We start from the raw sequence: 19,484 nt of genomic DNA on the forward strand, positions 1-19,484 counted from the left end.
CGCCCCGGCGACCCGCCGGGAGCGGCACCGGTCGACGACGACGCCCCGGCCGGCCGCCGCACCGCCCCGCCGTCGAAGCCCTGCGGCCGTTTCACCGGCGCGCCTCGCTCACCCGCGCTCCCGCTCGAGGGCGGTGAGCAGCTGCGGCACGATCCGGTACACGTCGCCGCAGCCGAGCGTGATCACGAAGTCGCCCTCGCGCGCGATGCGCGCCGTGTGATCGGCGGCCTCCTGCCAGTCCGCGATGAACGCCACGTGCGAGGCATCCTCGAATCGCGTGCTCACGAGCGCGCCGGTCACGCCGGGCTCCGGGTCCTCACGCGCGCCGTACACGTCGAGCACGACCGTCTCGTCGGCGTACTGCTCCAGCACCTCGGCGAACTCCTTGGCGAAGAGCCGGGTCCGGCTGTAGAGGTGCGGCTGGTGGACGGCGATGATCCGGCCGTCGCCGACGACGGTGCGCGCCGCGGCCAGCGCCGCGGCCACCTCGGTCGGGTGGTGGGCGTAGTCGTCGTAGACGCTCACGCCTCCGACGGTGCCGTGCAACTCGAACCGGCGACCCGTCCCGGCGAACCGCTCGATGCCCGCGAGCGCCGCGGCCGGGTCGTGGCCGAGCCCCACGAGCACGGCGAAGGCGCCGGCGGCGTTGATCGCGTTGTGCCGGCCGGGGATGCGCAGCACCGCACGGTACGTTCGTCCCTCGTAGTCGAGCGCGAACGACACCGGACCTTCGGTCGCGATGGAGTGCACGCGGACCGTGGCATCGTCGGCCTCACCGAAGGTGACCACGCGCTCGTGCGCGAGTCGCGCCGTGACGCGCTGCGCGCCCGGATCGTCGCTGGAGATCACGACGAGCTCGCGCGACCGGTCGGCGAAGTCGACGAACGCCTGCTCGAAGGCTTCCAGCGAGCCGTAGTGGTCGAGGTGGTCGGGATCGACGTTCGTGATGAGCGCGATCGACGTGTCGTAGAGGAGGAAGGAGCCGTCGGACTCGTCGGCCTCGACGACGAACAGGTCGCCCGCGCCGGCGGCCGAGCTCACCCCGAGCTCCTCGATGACGCCGCCGTTCACGAAGCTCGGATCTTCGCCGAGTGCCAGGAGTCCCGTGACGATCATGCCGGTCGAGGTGGTCTTGCCGTGCGCTCCGGCCACGGAGACGAGGCGGCGCCCCGCGATGAGCGCCGCAAGCGCCTGCGACCGGTGGAGGACGGGAAGGCCCCGCTCGAGCGCCAGCTGGTACTCGGGGTTGTCCTGCCAGAGCGCGCCGGTGACGACGACGGTGTCCGCGTCCTCCGGCAGGTTCGCCGCGTCGTGGCCGATCGCGATCTCGGCGCCGAGGTCGCGCAGCGCGCGGATGTTGTCGGAGTCGCGGGCGTCCGACCCGGTCACCCGGTGACCGTCGCCGAGCACCAGCCGCGCGATGCCGCTCATGCCGGAACCGCCGATGCCGACGAAGTGCACGGCGCCGAGGTCGGCTGGGATCTTGACGGACGGGTCGGGCTTGATGGTCACGTGCGGCGGGCCTTCCAGCGGTCGTGGGGTCGGGGTGGGCGGACGACGGCGGTGTCGCCCGGATGCCCTGGGACATCCTGCTTCAACGTTACGCGGGTCGGGCGGGACCCCGGGCACCCGCGCCGAGTGCGCGGTCGAGGAGCGCGACCATGCGGTCGGTGCCGTCGCGGAAGCCGGCGGATGCCGCGGCGCGGCCCATGGCCTCGACCCGGGCGCGGTCGCCGAGGAGCGGGACGAGCTCGGCGCGCACCCACTCGGGCGTGAACTCCCGGTCCTCCACCAGGATGCCGCCGCCTGCGGCGACCACCGGGGCGGCGTTGAAGCGCTGCTCGCCGTTGCCCACGGGATACGGCACGTACACGGCGGGGATGCCGAGGGCGGCCAGTTCGCTCACGGTCGCGGCGCCGGCGCGCGACACGGCGGCATCGGCCAGGGCGAGGGCGAGGTCCATCCGGTCGGCGTACTCCACCATCCGGTACCCGGGGAGCCCCGGGTCGGGCACCTCGCTGGCCGCACCGGTGACGTGCAGCACCTGCCAGCCCGTGGCGAGGAGGTCCGCCGCGCTGGCCGCGATCGTCGTGTTGATGCGCCGCGCGCCGAGCGAGCCGCCGGTGACGACGAGCACCGGGCGCGCGGCATCGAGGTCGAACCAGGCCGCGGCGTCCTCCCGGACCGCCTGCCGGTCGAGCGTCTCGATCTCGCGGCGGAGCGGCATGCCGACCAGCTCCGCCCCGGTGAGGGGCGTGCCGTCGAACGCGACGCCGGTGGCGGCGGCGTACCGGACGCCGAGGCGGTTCGCGAGCCCGGGCCGCGCGTTCGCCTCGTGGATCGCGATCGGGATGCCGGCACGGCGGGCCGCCAGGTACGCCGGCGTCGAGACGTAGCCGCCGAACCCGACCACGAGGTCCACGGCGCGTTCGTCGAGGATGCGCCGCACGTCTTCGATCGAGCGGCGGAACCGCGTCGGGAAGGCGACGGCCTGCCGGTTCGGCCGACGCGGGAACGGCACCTTCGCGATCGTCAACAGCTCGTACCCCCGTGCCGGCACCAGGCGCGCCTCAAGCCCCTCCGCGGTGCCGAGCACGAGCACCTCCGCGTCGGGATCACGTTTGCGCAGCCGGTCGGCGACCGCGAGCAGGGGGTTCACGTGGCCGGCGGTCCCGCCGCCGGCGAGGAGATAGGTCGTCACCGCTCGCCCCGCTCCGGCGCCGGCCGGCTCGTGCGCGCCGACGCCCGGGGCGTGCCCGGCGTGGCACCCGCGCCGCGCTGACCCGGCGTGCGGCGACCGCCCGCTGCCGGAGCCGGCACCGCACGCAGGGCGGGGGCCGGAGCGACAGGAGCCGGTGACGGCGCCGGCTGGCCGCTGCGCGCGGCACGGCGTGCCTGGAGCCGGGCGGCGGCACGCGCCGCAGCCTCGGGGTCCCGCGCGACCGAGAGCACGATGCCGATCGCGAAGAGCGTCGTGAGCAGCGCCGTGCCGCCGGCGGACACCAGGGGCAACGGGACGCCGAGGACGGGGAAGACCTTCAGCACGACTCCGATGTTGACACACGCCTGGACGATGACCCACACCATCACCGCGGCGGTCGCGGCCCGTGCGAACGGCGTCTTCGCACTCCGCAGCACCCGTGCGAAGGCGATCGCGAGCAGCACGAACAGGCCGAGCACCACGATCGCGCCGATCAGGCCGAGCTCCTCTCCGATGATCGCGAAGATGAAGTCGTTGTCAGCGGCCGGAAGCCAGGACCACTTCGCGGCCGAGTTGCCGAGCCCGACGCCGAAGATCCCGCCGTTCGCCAGGGCGAACGTGCCGTGCTGCACCTGCCAGCAGTCGGCCTGGTCGATCGTCGTGCAGTTCTCCTGGAGGAACGAGCTGATGCGGCGCATGCGGCTGTCGCTCGAGACCGCGACGATGCCGAAGACCACCGCGCCGAGCACCATCGGGATGAGGAGCAGCCGGAGCCTCACCCCGATGAGGAAGAGCGCGCCGAGCAGCATCGCGGCCATGACCATCACGGTGCCGAGGTCGCCGCCGAGCAGAACCAGGCCGATCGCTCCCCCGCCGACGAGCAGGATCGGCACGATGCCGTGGACGAAGTCGCCCATGCGGTCCTGCTTCTTCGTGACGATGAGTCCGAGCCAGAGCACCAGCGCGACCTTGATCGCCTCGGACGGCTGGAACTGGAACGAGCCGATGGCGAGCCAGTTCGTGTTGCCGCCGATCTCGATGCCGAGCGGCGTGGCCACCACGAGCAGCTGCATGGCGCACGAGAGCACGAGCGCAGGCCACGCCAAGCGCATCCAGACGCGCTCGGGCACCCGGCTCGCGAAGAGCATGATCGGCACACCGAAGAGTGCCCACAGGCCCTGCCGCCCCGCCTGGACCAGGAAGTCGTCCTCCTCGATCTTCGACTGCACGAGCGACGAGGAGAACACCATCACGAGCCCGAGGACGACGAGGAAGAGCACGGTGCCGAGCAGCAGGAAGTAGTCGCCGGACTCGGCGCGGAACACCTGGCCGAGCCGGATGCGCGCGGCGGCGACTCCGGCTCCGGCGCGATCAGCCGTCTTCGCCGCGCGCGGGCTCTTGGGCGGAGTCGCCATCCGCCTCACCTCCCAGCATCGAGCGGACCGCTTCGTGGAACCGACGTCCGCGGTCGGCGTAGTCCGCGAACTGGTCCATCGACGCGGCCGCCGGCGCGAGGAGCACGGTGTCGCCCTCCTCCGCGACGGCCGCCGCGAGGGCGACCGCTTCGGGCATCACGAGGCCAGTGTCATCCGTCGTCACCTCGAACAGCGGCAGCTCGGGCGCGTGTCGGGCGAACGCGGCGACCAGCGCCTGCCGGTCGCGGCCGATCACGATCGCGGCGCGGAGCCGGTCGACGTGCGCGGCGACGAGCGCATCGGCGTCGACGCCCTTCAAGAGGCCCCCGACGATCCAGATCACCCGGCCGAAGGCGCGGAGGGATGCCTCGGCGGCGTGCGGGTTCGTCGCCTTCGAGTCGTCGATCCAGCGGACGCCCCCCGCGAGGGCGACCGTCTCGATGCGGTGCGCGTCGAGCCGGAAGTCGAGCAGGGCGTCGTGCACCACGGGCGCCGGAACGCCGTAGGAGCGCACCAGCGCGGCGGCGGCGAGGATGTTGGCCACCACGTGCGGCGCGCCGAGGCCGAGCGGCTCGAGTTCGTCGAGCGTCGCGAGCTCGAGGGCGGCCGTGCGGCGCTCCTCGAGGAAGGCCCGGTCGCAGAGGATCCCCTCGACGACCCCGAAATCGCTCGGGCCCGGGGTGTCCAGGCCGAAGCCGATCGCCCGGGCGCCCTCCTCGACCTCGGCGTCCTCCACCATGCGGCGGGTGGCCTCGTCGGCCCGGTTGTACACGCACGCCACGCGCGTGTTCGCGTACACCTTCCCCTTCGCGGCCGCATACGCCTCGAGCGACCCGTGCCAGTCGAGGTGATCGTCGGCGAGGTTCAGGCAGGCCGCGGCCCACGGATGGATGGCCCCCGGCCCCTCGGTCGGCACGTGGTGCAGCTGATAGCTCGAGAGCTCCACGACGAGCACATCGAACCCGCCGGGGTCGCGCACGGCATCGAGCACGGGCACGCCGATGTTGCCGCACGGCGCGGCGCGCAGGCCGTTCGCGGCGAGCAGGGTCGCGGCCAGCTGCACCGTCGTGGTCTTGCCGTTCGTGCCGGTGACGAGGATCCAGTCGGCCGCGTTCACCTTGTCGCGGACGCGCCACGCGAGCTCGATGTCGCCCCACACGGGCACACCGGCTCCACCGGCCCACTCGAGCACGGGATGGTCGGGATGGAAGCCGGGCGAGGCGATGAGCAGCTCGGGAGCGAACGCCTCGAGCTCGGCCGGAACCGCCTCCAGCGGATCGGTGACGAGCTTCGCGCCGATGACCTCGAGGATGCGCGCCCGGTCGTCGTCGCGCGCCGGCGCGAGCACGAGCACGTCCGCGCCCAGTTCGGTGAGCGTGTCGGCCACCGCGAAGCCGGTGACGCCGAGGCCGAGCACCGCGACGCGGAGCCCGCTCCAGTCGGCGTGCCAGCTGGTCAGCCCGTCGAGGCGCGAGGCCGGGGCATCCGTCATCGCTGCAGCCATTCGAAGTAGAAGCTGCCGACGCCGGCGGCCGCGAGCAGGCCCGCGATGATCCAGAAGCGCACCACGATGGTGACCTCGGCCCAGCCCTTCAATTCGAAGTGGTGGTGGATCGGACTCATGAGGAAGATGCGTTTGCCGCCTGTGAGCTTGAAGTAGGCCCGCTGGATCACGACCGAGCCGGTCTCGATCACGAAGAGTCCGCCGATGAGGATGGCGAGCAGCTCGGTGTGGCTCACGATCGCGAGCGCCGCGAACGCGCCGCCGAGCGCGAGCGAGCCGGTGTCGCCCATGTAGATGTGCGCGGGGTTGGTGTTCCACCAGAGGAAGCCGACCAGTCCGCCGACGATCGCGGTCGCGACGATCGCGAGATCGAGCGGGTCGCGCACCTCGTAGCACCGGTACTCGTCGCTCGGGTTCAGGTTGTCGCCGTAGCAGGACTGGTTGAACTGCCAGAAGCCGATGATGATGAACGAGCCGATCGCGAGGATTGAGGCGCCGCCCGCGAGCCCGTCGAGGCCGTCGGTCACGTTGACCGCATTCGAGGCGGCGACCGTGATCAGGCAGATCCAGACGACGTAGAGGATGATGCCGACGATCGTGCCGAACACCAGGAAATCGAGCGGCAGGTCGCGGATGAACGAGATCCGCGTGTCTGCCGGAGTCTCCCCCTGCTGGTTCGGGAACTGCAGGGCGAGCAGGGCGAAGACGCCCGCGACGACCACCTGACCGGCGACCTTCGCCCACCCGCCCAGGCCGAGGCTCTGCTTCTTCCGCGTCTTCAGGAAGTCGTCGATGAAGCCCACGATGCCGAGGCCCACCATCATGAGCAGCACCAGCAGGCCGGAGGCCGTCGGGCGCTCGTTGCTTACGAGGAGCGTGGCGGTGAAATACCCGAACAGGGTGCCCAGGATGAAGATGATGCCGCCCATCGTGGGCGTGCCGCGCTTGACGTGGTGGCTCTGCGGCCCGTCGTCGCGGATGAACTGACCCCAGCCGAGCTTCGTGAACAGCCGGATGAACAGCGGCGTCAGGAACAGGGTGAAGGCGAGCGACAACGCGCCCGCGGTCAGCAGCGCCCTCACGCGGACCACGCTCCGGGACGGTGGCCGAGGTGGCGGGCCCGGCCGGCACGGCCGGCGGGGCTGATGGTCGAGTCCGACCCGCCGCGTACGTCTGCTGAGCTCACGAGAACCATTCTCCCAGTCGGTCGCCGAGGTGGCGGAGCCCCGCCGCGTTCGACGATTTCACGAGCACCGTGTCGCCGGGGCGCACGGAGGACACGACGAGGTCGTACGCCTCGTCGGCCGTGTCGACGTATGCCGACTCGCCATCCCACGATCCCTCGTTGATGGCGGAGATGTGCAGGCGCCGCGCGCCCGGACCGACGACGACGAGCTGCGAGATCCCGAGCCGCACGGCGAGCAGGCCGATGCGGTCGTGCTCCTCGCCGGAGAACTCGCCGAGCTCGCTCATCTCCCCCAGCACCGCGATCGTGCGCGTGCCGGGCTGCTGCACCTGGGCGAGCGTCTTCAGCGCGGCCGCCATGGAGTCGGGGCTCGCGTTGTACGCGTCGTTGATGACGGTGACGCCGTCGCGGCCGCCCAGAACCTGCATGCGCCACTGCTCGGCGAGGGTCACCCGCTCGAGCGCCTCGACGACGACCTCGAGGGCGACGCCGAGCTCGATCGCCGCGGCGGTGGCCGCGAGGGCGTTCATGATGTGGTGCTCGCCGAGGACGCCGAACCGCACGCGAGCGGATGCCCCGCCGGGGACCGTCACCGTGAACTCGGTGCCGCGCGCGTGCACGACGATGTCGGTGGCCCGGACGTCGGCGGATTCCCCCAGTCCGAACCAGACCACCTGGGCGCGGGTGAGGCCGGCCATGCCGGCCACGCGGGGATCGTCGGCGTTCAGGACCGCGACGTCGCCGGGCAGCAGATCGGTGACCATCTCGGACTTCGCCCGCACGGTCTGCTCGATCCCGCCGAACTCGCCCGCGTGGGCGAGGCCGACCTTCAGCACGATGCCGACGTCGGGCCGCGCCATGCGGACGAGCCTCGCGATCTCGCCGATGCCGGAGGCGCCCATCTCGGCCACGAGGAACTGGGTGTCCTCCGCGACCTCCAGCATCGTGATCGGCCCGCCCACCTCGTTGTTGAACGACTTGCGGCTGGCGACGGTCCGCCCGGCGCCGCCGAGGATCTCTCGCAGCAGGTTCTTCGTCGTGGTCTTGCCGTTCGACCCGGTCACGCCAACGACCTTCAGCCGGCCGAGCGCGCGGACCCGTGCGACGACCTCCGTGGCGAGGGTGCCGAGCGCCTCGACCGAGTCGGCGACGACGACCTGCGGCACGGCGAGGTCGAGCGCGCGCTCGACGACCAGCAGCGCTGCACCGCGCTCCACAGCGGAGGAGGCGAAGCGGTGTCCGTCGTCGAACTCGCCCGGCTTGGCGACGAAGACCCCGCCGGCCTCCACCTCGCGGGAGTCGGTCGTCACCGGGCCGTCGACGACCGTCGACGGCGTGGCATCCGTGCCCTCGAGGCGCAGCTCACCGCCGACCGCCTCCGCGATCTCGGCCAGGGAGAGGGCGATCATGCCGGCCACCCCGCCTCGCGCAGGGCCTGTCTGGCGTCGTCTCGTGCCGAGTAGGGGATCTTCACTCCGTTCACCTCGTGGTAGTCCTCGTGGCCTGGGCCGGCATACAGGATGGCGTCGCCCTCGCGAGCGAGCGCCAGGGCCGCACGGAACGCGGCGCGGGGGTCGGCGATCTCGTGGATCTCGCGCTCGGGGACCGCGGCTCTGGCCCCGGCGATGAGCGCGGCGCGGATCGCCGCAGGGTCTTCGGTGCGGGGGTGGAAGTCGGTGACCACCACGACGTCGGCGCCGCGTGCGGCGATCGCGCCCATCTCGGCCCGCTTGGTCGTATCACGGTCGCCGTCGGCGCCGAACAGCATGATGAGCCGGCCTTCGACGAACTTGCGGATCGCGCCGAGGGTCTGCAGGAATGCGTCGGGACTGTGCCCGTAGTCGATGTAGACGAGCGGGCCCCGGTCGCCGGACACGCGCTCCGCGCGGCCCGGGATGTAGGCGCGGATGCCTCCGTCGCGCTCGAGCACCTCCGCGATGCGGCCGGCGTCGACACCCGACTCGACGAGCATCACGATCGCGAGCGCGGCGTTCGCCGCCATGTACCAGCCGAGCAGCGGCACGCTCGACGTGATGCTGCGACCGTCGGGGCCTTCGAGCACGAAATCGGTGTGCGTGGCCGTCTCGGCGCCGACCGTCAGCCGCCAGTCGGCCTCGACGTCGGGGCGCGTCGTGAGCGTCGTCACCGGGATGCGCGAGTCTTCCACGAGCAGCCTGCCCCACTCGGAGTCGACCGTGACGACGCCGCGGCGCGCCCGCTCGGGCTGGAACAGCGCGAGCTTCGCGTCGTAATACTCCTGCATCGACGTGTAGTCGTCGAGGTGGTCGTGGCTGAGATTCGTGAACCCGGCCACGTCGAAGACGAGTCCGTCGACGCGGTGGCGGGAGAGCGCCTGCGCGGAGACCTCGACCCCGACCGCGCGCACCTCGACCTCGCGCATCCGCGCGAGCAGGGCGTGCAGCTCGCTCGCCTCGGGCGTCGTGAGCGAGCTCGTGACGGCCTCGTCGCCGATGCGTCGCTCGGCCGTCGACGTGAGTCCGGCGAGGATGCCCAGCTGCTGGAGGATGCCGTAGAGGAGGTACACGACGCTCGTCTTGCCATTGGTGCCGGTCACCGCGAACAGGGTCGCCGGGTTCTCCGCGGTGCGGTGGATCCACGCGGCGACGGCGCCGAGCGCCGCACGTGCATCGTCGGTCACCAGCACGGGCAGGTCCGGGACGAGCTGCGCGACGAGTTCGGCCCCCGCGGCATCCGTCAGCACCGCCACCGCGCCACGCTCGGCGGCGGCAGCCGCGTACGCGGCGCCGTGCGCGTTGCGGCCCGGCACGCCCACGTAGAGGTCGCCGGACTGCACCGCGCCCGAGGCGAGGCTCACCCCGCTGACCTCGACCCCGTCGATATCGCCGCGCACCTCGAGCCCGAACGCGTCGGCGAGGCCGCGGAGCGGCCGGGGACTCGGATGCTGCGGCCGGAGAGCCGTGGAAGGCGATCCGGTCACGAACCCAACTTTCTCACCAGGTGGCTGGCAGCTCGGGCGCCGGAGCGCCGGATGGAGCGGTCCGATATGTTTTCAGCACCTGGCTCATCACGTCTCTGAAGACGGGGGCGGATGCGGCGGACGAATTCATCTTAACGGGATTCATGATGCTCACCGAAACGACGAACTGCGGGTCGTCGGCGGGCGCGAAACCGGAGACCGAGACCAGGTATTCCTTGCGATATCCGCCGTGCCCGTCGGGGAACTGGGCGGTTCCGGTCTTCGCCGCGATCCGGTAGCCGGGGATCTCCCACTGGTCGTGCAGCCACCCGTCGGTGTACACCCGCTCGAGCATCTGCGACACCTGGTCGGCCGCCTGCTCCGAGACGACCTGACGTCCCTCCGTCGACGGTCGACCGGTGACGGTGCCGTCCTCATTGCGGCATCCGTCGACGAGGGTCACCGGCATGCGCACGCCGTTGTTCGCGATCGTCTGGTAGACGCTCGCGATCTGGATCGCGGTGGTCGTGAGGCCCTGGCCGAACATCGTGGCGTAGCGGGTCTGACTGTCGGCCGCCCACCCCTCGGGCCCCCCGTGCAGGTCGCCCGGCTCCTCCGCCGGGAACCCGACCTCGGTCTGGGTGCCGAGTCCGAAGTCGACCATGTCCTGGAAGCGCTGCTCGTCCGACACGCGCTCGCCGAACAGGGACATGCCCGTGTTCGACGACTCGATCATCACGCCCGTGAGCGTCAGCGGCAGGTCGCCGTGCACGTACGAGTCGTTGATGTCGGCACCGTCGGGCGTGATGCGGTACGGGGCGGTGATCTGGCTCGTCGGGTCGCCCTGGCCGGCATCGATGACGGATGCCGCGGTCAGCGCCTTGAACGTCGAGCCGGGTTCGTACGGCGCGGTGAACGCGCGGGATCCGCGGTCGGCCTCCGCCGCGGCGGTCGGGTCGTTGGGGTCGACGGTCGGCACGTCGGCGACGGCGAGGAGCCGGCCGGTCTTGGCCTCCATGACGGTCACGATCGCCCACTCGGCGTCGAGCTCCTCGACGCGCGCCGCTGCGATGCGCTGCACCGCGTACTGCAGATCGGCGTCGATCGTGAGCTGTAGCGTGCCTCCGTCGTGCGCCTGCTTGACCACGCGCTCGCTGCCGGGGATGGTCACCCAGTCGCGGAGGCTGCGGAGCTGGGAGACCTCGCCGTCCTCACTCGCGAGGCATTCGTCGGCGGAGAGCTCGAGGCCGGCCAGCGGTTCCCCGTCGTCGCCCATGAAGCCGATGAGGTTGCCGGCGACGGCACCGTTCGGGTAGCGCCGGCTGGGATGCTCGTATGGGACCGCCCATGGAATGTCGAGTTCGTTGACCCGCTCGTAGGTCGAGGTGTCCACGAGCTTCGCGACGTAGGCGAAATCGGAGTCGGGATTCTCGGCGAGGGCGTCATCGATGATCTTGAGCACCTGCTCGGCGCTCATGCCGAGCGCCTCGCCGAGCTCCGCCGCGGCCTGCTCCACCGGGACATCGACGGTCTCGCTCGATGACGGATCCTCGGGGTCGGGCACCTCGCGCTCGAACGGCGCCGACCTCGCCTGCTTCGGCGAGACGGCGATGTCGTAGCGCATGACGCTGTCGGCGAGCACCACGCCGTTGGCGTCGACGATGTCGCCGCGGGAGCCGAACACGGTCACCGAGCGGGAGCGCACGTCCTCGGCGGCGGCGTTGTACTCCGCCGCGCGCACGACCTGGATGTCGACCAGCCGCACCAGGAAGACGCCGATGAAGACGACGAGCAGTACTCCCGCGGCGACGGCTCGTCGGACGGGGTGCTGGCTCGTGCGTCGCATCCTCGGGGTTCCTCCGTTCGGCGTGGTCAGTGCGTGGCGGGCGTCGGCAGGCCGTCTGCCGGGACGACCGGCGAACCGGCGGCTCCGGCAGCGGATCCCCCGGCTGCGTGGGCGGCGGCCTGCTCGGCGCCAGTCTCTCCCGGCGCGGCGCCGCCCGCCCGCTGCTCCGACGGCAGGTCGTCGATCAGCGAGTTCGGCACCAGTTCGGGCGAGCCGGGCGCCGATCCGGTCGCCTCGCTCGGCTGGCCGAGCACGGCGCCGTCGGACAGGCGCAGGTACACCGGCGCGGCGTTCGGCACCATGCCGAGCGCCTCCGCCTTCTGGGCGACCGACTGCGGCGACTCCAGCGCGTCGATCGTCTCCCGGAGCTTCTGCTCCTCACGCGCGAGCTGCACCTGACGGAGTTCGTAGTCGTCGATCTCGTACGCCCCCTCCGTCATCGCGACGGAGAAGAGCAGCTGCACCACGACGATGACGGCGATGCCGCCGAGCGCGATGATCGCGTAGACGAGCTTGGGCCGCTGGCGCGTGCCCGGCTCGGCGACCGGACGGAGCCGGCGGTGCGGCTTCTCCTCCCCGCGCTTCGCGGGAATCGGCAGGGACTGGGCCGGCACGGCGCTCATGACGGCCTCCTCACTCGTTCGGCGGCGCGCAGTCGCACCGGCTTGGCTCGCGGGTTCTCCGCCTGTTCCGCCTCGCTCGCGAGCTCAGCCCCTCGGACGAGGAGCTTGAACTGCGGGCGATGCTCGGGCAACTCCATGGGCAGGCCGGCCGGCGCGGTGGAGCTGGACGCCTGCTGCAGGGCCCGCTTCACGATGCGGTCCTCGAGCGACTGGTACGACAGCACGACCATCCGGCCGCCGACGGCGAGCACGTCGAGGGCGGCGGGGATGGCCCGTTCGAGCACCGACAGCTCCTCGTTGACCTCGATGCGCAGAGCCTGGAACACGCGCTTGGCCGGGTGCCCGGCGCGCTGCAATGCGGCGGGCGTCGCCCGGTCGATGATGCGCACCAGTTCGGCCGAACGGGTGATGGGTTCCTCGGCGCGGGCGCGGACGATGGCGCGGGCGTACCTCGCGGCGAGTTTCTCCTCGCCGTAGTCGAGGAAGATCCGCCGCAGTTCCTCCTCGCTCTCCTCCGCGAGGACGTCCGCCGCGGTGCGCCCGCGGGTCGCGTCCATCCGCATGTCGAGCGGCGCGTCCTTGGCGTACGCGAAGCCGCGCTCGGCGCGGTCGAGCTGGAGCGAGGAGACGCCGAGATCGAACAGGATGCCCTGCACCTCGCCGCGGCCCTCTGACCGCACGGCGCTCGCGATGCCGTCGTACACGGTGTGCACGAACCGCGCCCGCTCGCCGAAGCGAGCCAGTCGCTCCCGCGCGATCGCGAGCGCGTCGGTGTCGCGGTCGAGGCCGATGATCGTGAGGCCGGGGAACCGCTCGAGCAGCGCCGCCGTGTGTCCGCCCATGCCGAGCGTCGCATCGACCAGCACCGAGCCCTCGGCCGAGATGGCCGGGGCGAGGAGCTCGACGGTGCGCTCGAGCATGACGGGAGTGTGAATGCGTTCGATGTCCATAGTGCGTTCGGGACTCGTCCCGGATTCCGATCCCCATCCGTTCGTCCTGATGCGGGGAAGTGCGCCAGGCGCGTACGGCTGGGAGTCGCAACCCGGGCTAGAAGAGCCCGGGAATCACCTCCTCCGCCGTTTCCGCGAAGGCCGCCTCCTGCTCAGCGAGGTATGTCTGCCATGCCTCGGCATCCCAGATCTCCACCCGGCTGCCCGCGCCGATGACCGCGAGGTCTCGGTCGAGGCCCGCGTACGCACGAAGCGTCGCGGGGATGGTGATCCGATGCTGCTTGTCGGGGGTCTCCGCGGATGCCCCCGACAGGAAGACGCGCATGTAGTCGCGCGCTTGCTTACTCGTCACTGGGGCTTGGCGGATCTTGTCGTTCATGCTCTCGAACTCCCTCGCACTGAACACGTAGATGCAGCGTTCCTGCCCACGTGTGAGGACGAGGCCGTTCGACAGCTCCTCCCGGAACTTGGCCGGAAGAATGATGCGGCCCTTCTCGTCGAGTCTGGGCTCGTACGTACCAAGGAACACTGCATCACCCCCTTTTCCTCCGGCCGGGATCCAGGTGTCACCACTTTACTCCACTTTCATCCACGACTTCAACGAAATTGGTCCGTTTCGCGCCGGTGCGCGTCAGGGCAGGCCCGGAGATCCGCGGAAACTCGCGGAATCATCCGAGTGGAGGGCGGTGGAGGAATTTGCTCCAGAACCGGCGCGTCGGGGAGCGCGAGGGGCCCTCGCCCACCCGCGTCGGGCCGGGTCGAGGCGCGGGCATCGGCCATCCGGGCACGAAAAAACGGGCCGGTCGTTCGACCGGCCCGTGCTCAGGCGATGTTCAGGCCACCGGGGTGGCGGGAAGTGGAGGGATCAGCCGCCCTCCTGGCGGCGGTCCCAGCGCTCGTTGAGGCGATCCATGAAGCCCCCGCGTGAACGGCCGCCTGCCGAGGCGGTCGGTCTGGCCGGATCCGCCGGTGCGCTCGCGGCACCACGCCGCGACGGCGCGATCGCCAGCAGGACGCCGAGGAACATCACGGCGAACCCGATGATGCCGACGACGAGCAGCTGCAGCGCCACGCCCGCGATCAGCCCGCCGATGCCGAGGACGGCCAGGAGCACGCCGACCACGATCGACCGGTAGTTCGGCCGGCCACGGCCACTCACCGCAGCGACGAAATCGGCGTCGTTGCGATAGAGATTGCGCTCCATCTCGTCGAGAAGACGTTGCTCCTGCTCTGAAAGCGGCATCTCATTCCCCTCAGGTTCGGGATCGACGCATCGTCCCCACATTCTAGCGCCGCGCGCCCTCGCTAGGCTAGGCGCGTGGCTCACGGTTCCCGGCTCGTCGACCTCGTGCAACACCGCATCGAGGACTTCCTCGCCGACCGCTCTTCGATTCTCCGCTCGATCAGCCCCGACCTCGCCCCGCTGAACGCATTCTCGAAGCGATTTCTCAGCGGCGGCAAGCGCTTCCGAGCCCGGTTCTGCTATTGGGGCTGGGAGGCGGTCACCGGCCGCGGCGGCGACCCGGGGGCCGATCTCTATCCCGTGGTCTCCGCCGCCGCCGCACTCGAGCTGTTCCACGCCGCGGCGCTCATCCACGACGACCTGATCGACAACTCCGACACCCGCCGCGGTGCGCCGAGCGCCCACCGCCTGTTCGAACGCGTCCACGCCGAGGCCGGATGGTCGGGCCGGGCCGACGAGTACGGCCGGGCCTCCGCCATCCTCCTCGGCGACCTCCTCCTCGGCTGGAGCGACGAACTGCTCGACGAAGGGCTCGAGTCGCTCGGCGATCGACGGGCCGCGCGCGCCGCACGGACCGAGTTCATGCGCATGCGCACCGAGGTCACGGCGGGCCAGTACCTCGACATCCTCGAGGAGCGGGCCTGGCTCACCCGCCCCGACGCCGAGCACCGCGACCGCGCAGAGCGCGTCATCGTCTTCAAGGCCGCGAAGTACTCGGTCGAGGCACCGCTCGCGATCGGCGCCGCGATCGCCGGGGGCAGTGCCCAGCAACTCCATGCGCTCCGCGACTTCGGGCTCCCCCTCGGCATCGCCTACCAGCTGCGCGACGACCTGCTCGGGGTCTTCGGCGACCCCGAGGTGACCGGCAAGCCCGCGGGCGACGACCTCCGCGAAGGCAAGCGCACGATGCTCATCGCTATCGCGAGGGAACGGTTGTCCTCCGGGCAGCGGAGCATCCTCGACGAGCTCCTCGGCGACCCCGACCTCGGTCCCGACCAGGTGCGCATGCTGCAGCGGACCATCGACGGATGCGGCGCCGTCGACGAAGTCGAAGGACTCATCGCCACGCACCTGGCGACGGCGACGGACGCCCTCGCGGTCGCGCCGATCAGTCGCACCGCGAAGAGCGAACTCGTCTCGCTCGCCGAAGCCGTGGCGCGACGCGCGAGCTGACCCTCGGGCGCCGGATCAGGCAAGCGCCTGCGCGACCCGGCGCACCTCGGCCTTGCGGCCCGCGCGAAGCGCCGCGATCGGCGTGGTGCCGAGGCTGTCCTCCTCGGAGATCAGCCACTCCAGCGCCTCGTCGTCGCTGAACCCCGCGTCGGCCAGCACCATGGCCGTGCCGTGCAGCTCCGGCAGCGGCAGGTCGTCGCGCAGGAAGACGGCGGGCACGCGCAGGACGCCGTCGATGCGTCGAGCGAGCAGGTGCCGCTCGTCGATGAGCTTCCTGATGCGACTCGGAGTCTGCCCCGTCCGCTCGACGAGGTCGGGAACGGTCAGCCAGTCGGTCTCTGCGGCGTCGGTCACCCTCCAAGACTGCCACGCCGCGCCGGGCACGAGGAAGTCGTCGGGCTCCCGGGCGGCTGTGCCGGCTCGGATGACTCGCGGCGAGGTCGTTGACTCGACCTGGCGGGTGTGCGACGGTGGCCGCGAGCCGGGGTCGACCGAGGGGGGACGATGCACGACGAGACGACGGCGGACCGAGACGGCCTGCACGAACGCGCGGTGAGGCGCGGACGACTGCGCCGGATGCTCGCCGTTCCGGTCGCGATCGCGGGCACGGTGGCGGTGACGCTCGGCTTCGCGCAGCCCGCGGACGCCTCCCCCGGCACGCCCAAGCGGCAACCGGATCCGAAGAGTCGCACCCAGTCGGGTCCGAAGTCCGTCGCCGCGGCCGCGACCGCCGCGACCGCCGCGGCCCCCGTGGAGTACGTCGTCGTCGAGGGCGACACCGTGAGCGGCATCGCCGAGCGGTTCGGGCTGCCCACCGCGGAGGTGCTCGCGCTGAACGGCCTCGGATGGTCGACGCTCATCTTCCCCGGCCAGCGACTCGTGCTCGGAGGTGCGGCGTCCGCGCCTGCGGCGCCGATCGCCGCGGCACCCCCGCAGCCGGAGATCGCCCGCCACACGGTCGCGGCCGGCGACACCATGAGCGGCATCGCCGCGCGGTACGGCATCGGCCTCGACGACCTCCTGAGTGCGAACGGTCTCAGCCGTTCCAGCCTGATCTTCCCCGGGCAGTCGGTCGTCCTGCCTGGCTCCGGCCCCGCCGCCGCGCCCGCGCCCGCGCCGGGACCCGACGCCGCCCCGCCCGCCGACGCCGTCCCGCCTGCGGCAGACCCGGCGCCCGCTCCGGCAGCCGACGCGCACACCGTGGTCGAGGGCGACACCCTCATCGGCATCGCCGGCCTCCACGGCGTCGGACTCCAGGAACTCCTCGCCGCGAACGGCCTCACGGGCGACGAGGTGATCCTGCCGGGGCAGGTCGTCCGCATCCCGCGTCCGGTCGCCGTCGCGCTCGTGGCATCCGTCTCGATGCCGCTCACGGACGAGATGCGCGCCAACGCCCGCGTCATCGTCGACGTGGGTCGTGCCCTCGGCGTGCCCGACCGGGGCATCGTCGTCGCGCTGGCGGCCGCCGCACAGGAGTCGGGTCTGAAGAACGTCCACCACGGCGATCTCGACTCGCTGGGCGTCTTCCAGCAGCGCCCCAGCCAGGGCTGGGGCACTCCCGAGGAGGTGCTCGACCCCGTCCGAGCGGCGACGGCGTTCTACGGCGGACCGACGAATCCGAACCCGGGCCGGACCCTCGGGCTGCTCGACATCCCCGGGTGGGAATCGATGTCGGTGACCCAGGCCGCGCAGGCGGTGCAGCGCAGCGCCTTCCCCGACCACTACGCCAAGTGGGAGGAACAGGCGCGAGCCTGGCTGTCCGAACTGGGATGACCCGGGCGCGCCGACCGCGCGCATCACGAAGACATTGCGATTCGCGGCGCACGCGGTGTCTATCCAGGGTCGGGCATGCCGCGGTTCGTACACTCGTACGGTGACCACCGCGCCGCCCGACCCCATGATCGGCCGCCTCATCGACGGCCGGTACCAGGTGCGCTCGCGCATCGCCCGGGGCGGCATGGCGACGGTCTACCTCGCCACCGACCTCCGGCTCGAGCGGCGCGTGGCGATCAAGATCATGCACGGCCACCTCGCCGACGACAACACGTTCAAGACCCGGTTCGTGCAGGAGGCGCGCAGCGCCGCCCGCCTCGCCCACCCGAACGTCGTGAACGTCTTCGACCAGGGGCAGGACGCCGACATGGCGTACCTCGTCATGGAGTACCTGCCGGGCATCACGCTGCGCGACCTGCTGAAGGACTACAAGAAGCTCACGCCCGAGCAGACGGTCGACATCATGGACGCCGTGCTCGCGGGGCTCGCCGCCGCGCACAAGGCCGGCATCGTGCACCGCGACCTGAAGCCCGAGAACGTGCTGCTCGCCGACGACGGCCGCATCAAGCTCGGCGATTTCGGGCTGGCTCGCGCGGCGTCGGCGAACACCGCGACCGGGCAGGCGCTGCTCGGCACGATCGCCTACCTCTCCCCCGAGCTCGTGACGCGGGGCGTCGCGGACGCCCGCAGCGACCTGTACGCCATCGGCATCATGATGTACGAGATGCTCACCGGTGAGCAGCCGTACGTCGGCGAGGCCCCGATGCAGATCGCCTACCAGCACGCGAACGACACCGTGCCGACGCCGAGCTCGAAGAACCCCGCCGTCCCGGTCGAGCTCGACGAACTCGTCCTGTGGGCGACCGCGCGCGACCCCGAGGAACGCCCGGCCGATGCCCGTGCGATGCTCGACCGTCTCCGCGAGATCGAACCCGAGATCCGCGGCGTGCAGCCTGCGGCCACCCAGGCGACGGCCGTGCTCGCGGAGCCCTCGACGGCGACGGCCGAGACCCGGGTGCTCGGCCCGTCGGCGCTGGCCGCGGCCGCCCCGACCGTCGCCGCGACCGCCCTCGCCGAACCCGCCGCCGCCGACGCCGACGCAGGTGAGGACACGGCGGCGCTGACGACGGGCGCCGAGCGCCGGAAGCGCCGTGGGTACTGGATCTTCGCCCTCGTGCTGCTGCTGACCGGCCTCGCGGCCGGTACGGGCTGGTACTTCGGCGCCGGACCGGGCGCACTGACGACCGTGCCGGCGACGTCCGGGCTCTCCCCCGACGCCGCCCAGCAGGTGCTCGAGGAGGCCGGCTTCCAAGTCGATCCCGAGGAGCGCCACGACGTCGACGTGCCGAAGGGGCAGGTCTCGGGCACCGATCCCGGCTCCGGCGACCTGGCCCAGCGCGGGTCCGTGGTGAAACTCTTCGTGTCGCTCGGGCCGAAGATCATCGACGTGCCCGACGTCATCGGGAGCCCCGAGGCCGACGCCCGTGCGGCGCTCGCCGGCGCCGGACTCACCGTGGCCGACGGCGCGCAGGCGCAGTTCTCCGACGATGCCGAGCCCGGTGAGGTCCTCGCGCTCGTCGACGCCGACGGCGCACCCGTGGCCGAGCAGTTCCCCGAGGGCTCGCCGATCACGCTCGTCGTCTCAGCGGGTTCCGTTCCCGATGTCGTCGGGCTGCCGCAGGCCGACGCGGAGGCCGCGCTCGGCGAGGTCGACCTCGTGCTGGCCGTGGTCGGCGAGGAGTTCGACAACTCCGGCGAGGTGCCGGCCGGTTCGGTCCTCAGTGCTGAGACCACCACCGACCCCGTGCGCCCGGGCGACACCATCAACGTCGTCATCTCCAAGGGGCAGGATCTCGTCGCCGTGCCGAACGTGGTCGGCATGAAGATGTCCGACGCGATCCCGGCGCTCGAGGCGGCCGGCTTCACGGTCGCGCACAGCTTCCCCGCGCCCTTCCTGCCGTTCGTCACCGTCACCTCGCAGGACCCGGCCGGCGACGCCCAGGCGCTCCGCAACAGCGAGGTCAAGCTCGTCGGCACGCTGACCCTCTGACCGCGCGTCCCGCGCGACGTCCGACGACACGGGACGGGCGCGGGACATCCGTCGAAGGGATGCCCCGCGCCCGTCTTCGGTG

The 19,484-nt window shown here is 71.8% G+C and carries 16 protein-coding genes; 3 read left to right on the forward strand and 13 right to left on the reverse strand.

All coding sequences use genetic code 11. The annotated features are described in order from the left end of the window. Positions 1-108 precede the first annotated feature (108 nt). The 12 genes from murC to ABIQ69_RS09435 form a co-directional block, all read right to left on the reverse strand. Entirely contained in the window at positions 109-1,512 is a 1,404-nt protein-coding gene (gene murC, locus ABIQ69_RS09380) for a UDP-N-acetylmuramate--L-alanine ligase (protein ID WP_350346859.1), read from the reverse strand. 88 nt (positions 1,513-1,600) lie between these two features. Further along, a complete protein-coding gene (gene murG / locus ABIQ69_RS09385) occupies positions 1,601-2,701 on the reverse strand; it encodes an undecaprenyldiphospho-muramoylpentapeptide beta-N-acetylglucosaminyltransferase (protein ID WP_350346860.1) in 1,101 nt (366 codons plus the stop codon). Then, on the reverse strand, positions 2,698-4,116 hold the full coding sequence (ftsW, locus tag ABIQ69_RS09390; RefSeq protein ID WP_350346861.1) for a putative lipid II flippase FtsW: 1,419 nt from the start codon (positions 4,114-4,116) through the stop codon (positions 2,698-2,700). The genes murG and ftsW overlap by 4 nt, the downstream gene beginning before the upstream one ends. After that, positions 4,073-5,608, reverse strand: coding sequence for a UDP-N-acetylmuramoyl-L-alanine--D-glutamate ligase (murD, locus tag ABIQ69_RS09395; protein WP_350346862.1), 1,536 nt, complete (start codon positions 5,606-5,608; stop codon positions 4,073-4,075). The genes ftsW and murD overlap by 44 nt, the downstream gene beginning before the upstream one ends. Next, positions 5,605-6,702 carry a phospho-N-acetylmuramoyl-pentapeptide-transferase gene (gene mraY, locus ABIQ69_RS09400; RefSeq protein WP_350346863.1) on the reverse strand — a complete coding sequence of 366 codons (1,098 nt, stop codon included), beginning with the start codon at positions 6,700-6,702 and terminating at the stop codon, positions 5,605-5,607. Before mraY ends, murD begins: the two co-directional genes overlap by 4 nt. A 100-nt stretch (positions 6,703-6,802) precedes the next feature. After that, the gene (gene murF / locus ABIQ69_RS09405) at positions 6,803-8,215 is read right to left on the reverse strand and encodes a UDP-N-acetylmuramoyl-tripeptide--D-alanyl-D-alanine ligase (protein WP_350346864.1); all 1,413 of its coding nucleotides are present in this window, start codon (positions 8,213-8,215) and stop codon (positions 6,803-6,805) included. After that, complete coding sequence (locus ABIQ69_RS09410; protein ID WP_350346865.1) at positions 8,212-9,765, reverse strand: UDP-N-acetylmuramoyl-L-alanyl-D-glutamate--2,6-diaminopimelate ligase; 1,554 nt, start codon at positions 9,763-9,765, stop codon at positions 8,212-8,214. The genes murF and ABIQ69_RS09410 overlap by 4 nt, the downstream gene beginning before the upstream one ends. 13 nt (positions 9,766-9,778) lie before the next feature. Continuing rightward, positions 9,779-11,590, reverse strand: a complete 1,812-nt coding sequence (locus ABIQ69_RS09415) for a penicillin-binding protein 2 (protein ID WP_350346866.1) — start codon at positions 11,588-11,590, stop codon at positions 9,779-9,781. A gap of 26 nt (positions 11,591-11,616) precedes the next feature. Further along, positions 11,617-12,213: a hypothetical protein gene (locus tag ABIQ69_RS09420; RefSeq protein WP_350346867.1), complete on the reverse strand. Its 597-nt coding sequence runs from the start codon at positions 12,211-12,213 to the stop codon at positions 11,617-11,619. Then, on the reverse strand, positions 12,210-13,163 hold the full coding sequence (rsmH, locus tag ABIQ69_RS09425; RefSeq protein ID WP_350346868.1) for a 16S rRNA (cytosine(1402)-N(4))-methyltransferase RsmH: 954 nt from the start codon (positions 13,161-13,163) through the stop codon (positions 12,210-12,212). The genes ABIQ69_RS09420 and rsmH overlap by 4 nt, the downstream gene beginning before the upstream one ends. 97 nt (positions 13,164-13,260) lie before the next feature. After that, complete coding sequence (mraZ, locus tag ABIQ69_RS09430; protein ID WP_350346869.1) at positions 13,261-13,692, reverse strand: division/cell wall cluster transcriptional repressor MraZ; 432 nt, start codon at positions 13,690-13,692, stop codon at positions 13,261-13,263. Between the two features lie 336 nt (positions 13,693-14,028). Beyond that, positions 14,029-14,406 carry a DUF3040 domain-containing protein gene (locus tag ABIQ69_RS09435; protein ID WP_350346870.1) on the reverse strand — a complete coding sequence of 126 codons (378 nt, stop codon included), beginning with the start codon at positions 14,404-14,406 and terminating at the stop codon, positions 14,029-14,031. Between the two features lie 75 nt (positions 14,407-14,481). Between ABIQ69_RS09435 and ABIQ69_RS09440 the strand changes: the two genes are divergently transcribed. Then, on the forward strand, positions 14,482-15,579 hold the full coding sequence (locus ABIQ69_RS09440) for a polyprenyl synthetase family protein (RefSeq protein WP_350346871.1): 1,098 nt from the start codon (positions 14,482-14,484) through the stop codon (positions 15,577-15,579). A gap of 15 nt (positions 15,580-15,594) precedes the next feature. Here the strand turns inward: ABIQ69_RS09440 and ABIQ69_RS09445 are convergent, their stop codons facing one another. Next, a complete protein-coding gene (locus tag ABIQ69_RS09445; protein ID WP_350346872.1) occupies positions 15,595-15,933 on the reverse strand; it encodes an Rv2175c family DNA-binding protein in 339 nt (112 codons plus the stop codon). Positions 15,934-16,083: 150 nt separating this feature from the next. On the opposite strand from ABIQ69_RS09445, the gene ABIQ69_RS09450 reads away from it, so the two are divergent. Together ABIQ69_RS09450 and pknB are read left to right on the forward strand one after the other, a co-directional pair. Next, entirely contained in the window at positions 16,084-17,352 is a 1,269-nt protein-coding gene (locus ABIQ69_RS09450; protein ID WP_350346873.1) for a LysM domain-containing protein, read from the forward strand. Between the two features lie 100 nt (positions 17,353-17,452). Next, complete coding sequence (gene pknB / locus ABIQ69_RS09455) at positions 17,453-19,402, forward strand: Stk1 family PASTA domain-containing Ser/Thr kinase (protein WP_350346874.1); 1,950 nt, start codon at positions 17,453-17,455, stop codon at positions 19,400-19,402. Positions 19,403-19,484 lie beyond the last annotated feature (82 nt).

The organism is Agromyces sp. G08B096, assembly GCF_040267705.1.
GTDB lineage: Bacteria > Actinomycetota > Actinomycetes > Actinomycetales > Microbacteriaceae > Agromyces.